Genomic DNA, 5817 nt, shown 5'->3' with positions numbered 1-5817 from the left:
GGGGGCTGGCAGGGCTTGCGGCTCATCGTGGGGGTGGACCTGGTGCTGGGGCCGCTCCTGACGCTCATCGTGTACAACCCCAAGAAGACCCGCCGGGCGCTCCTTTTGGACTACGGCGTCATCGGCACCCTCCAGGCCCTCGCCTTCGGCTGGGGGCTCTGGACCGTGGCGGCCCAGCGCACGGCCCTGGTGGTGTTCGCCGACGGCGCGTTCTACTCGGCGAGCGCCGACCTCCTGCCGCTCGCGGGCGACGAGGCCAAAAAGCTCCTCGAGGACGCCGACCGCACCCCGGTGTACGCCGTGATCCGGATGCCCCCCGACGAGACCGAGCGCCAGCGCATCCGGAAAACCGCCCTTCAGACCGGCCGGCCGGTGTTCCTCCGGGGCGACCTGATGGAGCGCTTGACCGACCGGAACATGGGCATCGTGCGGGAGTATCCGCTCACGTTGGCCGCCTGGCGGGAGCGGGCGCCCGACTGGGCGCAACGGGCGGAGGCGTGGGTGCGGAAGAGGGGGCTCGAGCCGGAGAGGGTTCTCCTGGTCCCCCTCGTTTGCCGCTACGACCGCCTGGCCATCCTGCTGGACCCCGACGCCTCATCGCCCCTGGGCTTTCTGCCCGAGGGGCCGCCCAAGGAGACCAACGTGAAGGTGCGGCGACAGGGCGAACTGGAAGGAACCGGGGGCTCCCCGGATCCGGCGGGCGGCCGGTGACCCGGCCCGGCGGAAACGGGAAGACGCCGGAGTGCCCGAAAATCCGAGCGCCCCGCACGCCGCCCCAAAACGGGCGGAGCGGCTCTGAGTCCCTGGGCTTCCGGGCGCCTCCCCCGGGCGCGGCAACCGGCGGCGTTTCTGCTTACTCCGCAGCGGGCCGGGCGCGGACACCCTCGTCTGCCTCCCACCGATCCCCGATCACCTCCCAGACCTGGTAGTACGGCGGGTTCGACTCCACCAGGCGGAACCCGGGCAGGGGCTCGGGCGCCTTCTCCCAGAACACCCGGTGGAACAGGCTGTCCGCCACGCTCCGGGAAAGGAAGAACGCCAGGGCTGCCGGCTGGTAATAGAGGATCCCGTACTCCCCGCCCCGCTCATACGAGCGCTCCTCCCGACCCGCCTCCGTGATGATCCTCGCGAAACCCAGGGGGCGTTCCTCGTTTTCTTTCTCCAGCCAGGCGGTGCCCGTCCCCAGATCGGCCCGGAACCCTTCGGCACGGATGATGGAGTCTTCCTTCCTCGCCCGGTAGAAAATCCGCGTTGCCGGGTGCACTCCCTTTTTCTCCCTTGGGTTCCAGGTGCCGAACCAGTACCACCAGTACGCGGTGCGGGCCATCTCCCAGTCGAGGAACACGTACACCGGGGGTGCTTCGCGCGGGTAGAGGAACTCCAGCCACTCCCCGATCCGGATTTTCGGCCGGATCTTCTCGTCGGCCAGGTTCAGGATCAGGTCGCGGGCTTCCTCCGGCGGGGCGGCCAGGAGCTTTTTGACGAGGAAGACCTCGGCGCCCTCTTCGCCCCCGGTTTTCCGGCGCAGCCAGGCCATGCCCTTTCGCCCCCGGGCCGCGAAGAACCGGATGTAGTTGGCCGAAAGCCGAGGGTTGTCCGCGGCGAAGGGGATCGCGTTCCACACCATGTCGGTGCCCCAGTGGGTCGCGCCGTCGGCCACCGTGGCCCGGCGGGACCAGTAGAGCAGCGGATACCCGTGGTCGGCCCAGTTCCAGATCACGGCGTCGGCCGGGGTGAGGTCTTGCAGGCGTTCCATGCCGGCCACGATCTTGGGGTGCACCACCGGCCAACGGTCGTCCTGGTACTCGTAGATCTTGGACGCGCTCTGGGCGAAAAGCCCGATGCATAGAAGCACCACGAGGCCCTTCACCCAACGGTGGGTTGCCCGACCCCACGCCCAGGCCGCCGCGAACCCGCAACCGAGGGCGATCAATGGGCCCGCGAACACGAGGAACCGATAGGCCTTGAAACACCCGAGCAGCAGGAGACCGGCCGGCACCGCCAAGAACAGGGCTTCACGGAACCGGGTCACGAGGAGGAGCAGGCACCCCGCCGCGCCCACCGCCACCACCGGCCAGTCTCCGCCGAGCGCCCAAAGGATCTTGTCCCACCCGGGGATCTGCTGTTCGCTGATCGACACCGAAACGTTGGGGTAGGCCTCCGGCGCGGCCTTCATCACGTAGCGGGCGATCTTGCCGACGAACTCCCAGCGGCTCCCCTCGACATTGGCCAGCGTGGCGCAGAAGACACCCCAGGCCAGCGTCCCGATCAAGAAGGTGGCGAGCGGGCCCACCCACGCCTTCGGTTTTGGGGCGGAAACGAGTCCGAGGAGAGCTGCGGTCAAGGCGGGGATCGCCCAAAACGCATACACCGCATAGGGGGCCTGATCCCACCAAGCGAGGCAGAGCAGGAGCGCGACGGCCGATAGAACGGCCGTGCACGAGCGCCGGAGCGGGTCGCCTCTCCAAAGCCAAAGCCCGAAAAGGGAGAAGGCGTAGAGGAACGCCACGTTTCCGGGGTCGGTGTCAAACCACCCGGCGCTGGAACGGGCCACATAAAGGGGCCCAAACAGGCAGAGGGCGGCGGCGGTGTGGCCGGCCAGGGGTCCCCCTAGGCGCCACGCGAGCCCGTAGACCGGCAGCGCGACCAGAAGGCCGAGGGCGCACGGCACGAAGGCCGCCACCCAATCGAGCGGGGCCCCCGTGAGCTTGGTCGCGGCCGCTGTGACCTGGGACAGGAGCGGCGGCACCGGGGGGCGTGGGGGCGAATCGGGAAACCGGCGCTCGCGGTGAATCGGCTCGTATCGATCCTCGAGGAGGTCACGTGTCAGCGAGAGGTAGTAGTACGCGTCGAAGCCCGTGAGGACCGGAACCCCGTCGTACTGCGCCCGTTCGGGGAACGCCATCCACCCCGCGATGGGGTGCACCCGGATCAGGGCTCCCGCAAACAAGATGCTGATCGCGACCAGCAGATGCCCGCGCCGTTTCCAGGTCATGCGTGCTCCTAGGCTTCCGCCGTTTCTTCAACACTCCAGAAGCACCTGCGTCCAGGGCAGCGGCGACCGCACCGCCCGCACCCGTCCTGCCCGGGAAACAAATGCCAGGAATCCCCGCCTCGACCAGTGCTGCAGGTGGCCGGGGGTGTTCCCCAGCGCTCCCACGTAGCGCAGGCGCGTGAGGTTCAGGAGCCGCCAGATCGGCTCCCGCGGAACCGAGAGCACGACCCACCGCCTCGCCACGCGGGTGAGTTCCCGGAGGGCCCGATCTGGAGTCTCAAGATGCTCCAGGACCTCGAGCGCCAGCACCGTGTCGAAGCTTCCGTCGCGGAGGGGCAGGTCGTATGCCGAACCGAGGCACAGGCGAACCCCCGGATTCCGTTCGGCTGCTGCGCGAACCAGGCGCGGCTCCACGTCCAGCGCGAAAAGCCGCGAGTCCGGGGGAAGAGATGCGTTGACCCGTTGGGTGCTGAACCCCTCGCCGCAGCCCACCTCGAGATGCCGTGGCCCGGAGCATTCCTGAAGGAGTTCGGCCAGCGCCGCGTAAAAACGGTCCACCAGCCAGCGGCCGACGGCCCCCTCTTTGGTGTACTTGCCGGCGAAATCGTAGTCCGAGTTCCTGGCCATCGTGGTGTTTCCGCTACCCGGCGGCCATGGCGTCGTGCCGCTCGGCGTCACGACGCCATGCCGCCACCATCCAGGGGCCCAGGAGCACGGAGTTGATGAGGCGGTTCACCCCGGCGGCGAGAAACCCGGCGCTGGCCGGGAGCCCGGCGGCCAGCGCCAGGGCCGCAGCTCCGCTTTCCTGGATGCCGAGGCCCCCCGGGGCGAAGCCGACCGCGGAGCCCACGATTTGGCTCGCCACGAGAACGGCGGCCTGCGAAAGGTCCGACGCCACCCCGACGGCACGCAGGCAGGCCCAGAACCTCCCGACGTCCACGAGGAGAGCACCCGTCCGGATGAGGAGAAGAAGTGGAAGATTCCGGGGCGCGACGCCCGTGCGAACGAGCAGTACGGATCCAACCGCGAGAAGCACCGGACATGCCAGGACGCCGACCATGCCCCATTCGGGCAGCTCGCGCGCCGCCAATCCCAGCCCGAGGAGGGCCGAGGCCAGGCCGGCCCACAGGCAGAACAGGCCGATAACGAGGGCGCTGCCTTTGGGTACCGGGACGCCTTTTGCCCGGAGAGCGGCCACCCGGGTGATGGCGGCTCCCGGCAGAGGCAGCAGGTTCGCTGCGGCGCCGATGAGGACCACCTTGACGGCCTCGAAGAAACGGAACGGCGCTCCCAGCGCGGCCCCGACGCGACAAAGCTCCAATGCGTTCAGGCAAAAGGTGCCCGGGAATCCAAAAACGCCGACGGCGACCACGTAGGCCCACCGGACCTGCCGGAACGACAGTCCCAGGTGGCGCGCCGACACGGCGGCGCCCACCGCAAAAAGGGCGGCCGCCGCCGCAAACGCCGTGAGCCGGGTCTTCTTCCCGACGGAGAGCCTTTCTCCCCCGATTCCGAGGGCCTCCCGCGAACCGGCTTCCAGCGTCACCGGGCCCCCTCAGCCTTGCCCGTTTCGGCGGAGCCGTTCGGGAAGTTCGTCCGGGCCCTGGGTGTACCGCTGCGCTTTGAGTTCGTAGAGGATCCGGTCCTGGTTCTGGCGGATCCGGTCGAGCATGTCGGCCACGATGGCCACCACCGTGAGTCCGAACCCCACGAATCCCAACGCACCGCCGGTGAAGCCGGCCCAGAGATGCCCGCTGAACCGACCGGTGAGCAGGTAGTGGCCGAAAAAGAACGCAAGCAAAGCCGCGGCCGGCAGGTAAAAGCACAGCGCCAGTCCGCCGAAAAACCGGAGCGGCTGGAAGTCGCGGTAGCTGCGGAAGATGATTCCAAACGCGTTCGTGCCGTACCTCCACAGGCTCCCCGCCACCCGCGATTTTCCGAACTTCCGTTCCCCCTCGACCCGAAGCGGCACCTCGACGATCCGGAACCCCTTGAACGCGAGGTCCAGGAACACCTCGTGGGTGTAGGTGTAGCGCCCCACGGGGTTCAGGTGGAGCGCGGCTTGGCGGTTGTAGGCCCGAAAGCCACACGAAACATCGTAAAACCGCCGGCCGATCAGCCCGCTCAGAAGCCGTGCGATCATCCGGTTCCCCCATTTCTTGATCCACGGCATCCGGGGCACGAGCGCGGGGTCGCGAAACCGCGAGGCCGTGGCCATGTCGGCCCTCCCTTCCAGGATCGGGGCGAGAAGGGTGGGCAGGTCCTCGGGGTGGAACTGCCCGTCGCCGTCCATGTTCGCCACGATGTCGGCCCGGAGCCGGAGCGCCTCCCGAAGCCCGGTCTGAAACGCGGCCCCCACGCCGCGGCGGAAGGGGTGCGAGACCACCAGCGCGCCGGCTTCCCGCGCGACCCGCGCCGTCTCGTCCGTGGACCCGTCGTCCACCACCAGCGGGACGACCTCCCCCACCCGGGGGATGGTCCGGGGAATGCGGCGAACCACCTCCCCCACGGTCGCCGCCTCGTTGAGACAGGGGATGATGACAACAAGCCGCACGAAAGGGGCCTCCTTGGGCTGAGTCGCCGGGGGTGCCCCCACTATATCGGCAGGATGGCGCTGGAGGAATAGCAGGAGGAGGAACAGCCGGTATCCGCGGTGGGGCGGAAGCCTACCAGCCGGTTTTCTCGTTTTTCTCGTTGATGGTGAGAACGCCCGAGGGGGCACTGGCCTTCGGGGTGGCCGTGGCCTTGAACGAGGTGGCGATGTCGCCGGTGTCGCCGGCCTCGACCTTGTAGTCGTAGTAGAGGTCGTCGGGGTCTCCGGG

5 protein-coding genes are annotated in these 5817 nt (G+C 68.8%); 1 reads left to right on the top strand and 4 read right to left on the bottom strand.

What is annotated here, in order from left to right:
• Window positions 1–711 (top strand): hypothetical protein (locus ACY0I8_RS15680; RefSeq protein WP_461395487.1); only part of this gene is annotated, 711 nt, incomplete at its 5' end.
• 142 nt (window positions 712–853) lie between these two features.
• On the opposite strand, the gene ACY0I8_RS15675 is transcribed toward ACY0I8_RS15680, so the two are convergent.
• The 4 genes from ACY0I8_RS15675 to ACY0I8_RS15660 are packed head-to-tail and all read right to left on the bottom strand — an operon-like array spanning window position 854 to window position 5549.
• Window positions 854–2995, bottom strand: a complete 2142-nt coding sequence (locus ACY0I8_RS15675) for an STT3 domain-containing protein (protein WP_461395486.1) — start codon at window positions 2993–2995, stop codon at window positions 854–856.
• 27 nt (window positions 2996–3022) lie between these two features.
• Window positions 3023–3622 (bottom strand): class I SAM-dependent methyltransferase, encoded by a 600-nt coding sequence (locus ACY0I8_RS15670; protein WP_461395485.1) that lies wholly within the window; start codon window positions 3620–3622, stop codon window positions 3023–3025.
• A 13-nt stretch (window positions 3623–3635) separates the two neighbouring features.
• Entirely contained in the window at window positions 3636–4541 is a 906-nt protein-coding gene (locus ACY0I8_RS15665; protein ID WP_461395484.1) for a lysylphosphatidylglycerol synthase domain-containing protein, read from the bottom strand.
• 9 nt (window positions 4542–4550) lie between these two features.
• Complete coding sequence (locus ACY0I8_RS15660; RefSeq protein WP_461395483.1) at window positions 4551–5549, bottom strand: glycosyltransferase family 2 protein; 999 nt, start codon at window positions 5547–5549, stop codon at window positions 4551–4553.
• Window positions 5550–5817 lie beyond the last annotated feature (268 nt).

The sequence above is a fragment of the Deferrisoma sp. genome (assembly GCF_054681715.1).
The sequence above is the reverse complement of the archived record's forward strand: the minus strand, read 5'-3'. Positions and strand labels throughout refer to the sequence as shown.